Source organism: Haloferula chungangensis (assembly GCF_042664875.1).
In the GTDB taxonomy this organism is placed as follows: domain Bacteria; phylum Verrucomicrobiota; class Verrucomicrobiia; order Verrucomicrobiales; family Akkermansiaceae; genus Haloferula; species Haloferula chungangensis.
The window spans coordinates 1-602 of record NZ_JBHTBS010000086.1 but is presented as its reverse complement, the minus strand read 5'-3'; the positions used below and the strand labels follow the sequence as shown (position 1 = coordinate 602).

1 protein-coding gene is annotated in these 602 nt (G+C 56.8%); it reads left to right on the top strand.

The genetic code is table 11. The annotated features are described in order from the left end of the window. A partial coding sequence (locus tag ACFQY0_RS21305) for a hypothetical protein (protein ID WP_379717113.1) occupies positions 1-504 on the top strand: 504 nt, incomplete at its 5' end. Positions 505-602: the final 98 nt, after the last annotated feature.

Here is a 602-nt window from a genome sequence, read left to right as displayed (position 1 = left end):
ACGTTCGGTGCAGAAATGAAGAGTTCCCGCTCGATTGCCGCAGGCGACTTTCAGCTCTCACTTGAGGCGGGAGTCGTTGATCGCGACGAGGTCATCCGCTGGGCTGACGCGATTCTCACGGAGTCGGAGTATGACGATGATCTGGCGGAGATCAGCCTCGCATCGGGCAAGAGCGACAAGGATCTCGAGGCCATTTTAGCGAAGATCGCTGGCACGGACACAAACTGGCATGGATTCCGCCGAATGCTTGGTAGGATGCACGGTGCGTTACTGAGGGCGCCAGAGCGTTTACCAGAGTTCACACGCTTTCTTGAGCGCCTCTGGATCCGCCACGACTACACACTCCCCGATGACCTTGGATTTATCGTGGGACTTGAGGACGACTACCTTCTTGCCGCAGACGGACAGTTCGGATCGATCGAGGAGGTTCGCCGCCAACTGCTCGAAGAACTCTCACGATTCGCACAATCCAAAACCGAACAAGGCGGCGATGGCGACGCCTAACAGCGGCCTTGTTGAATTTCCTTTCTCATGATTCAATCCCTTCAATCTGACACGGAGCGCCGCCATTGTTCGGGCGTCGCGCCATGCCTTCGACGTTG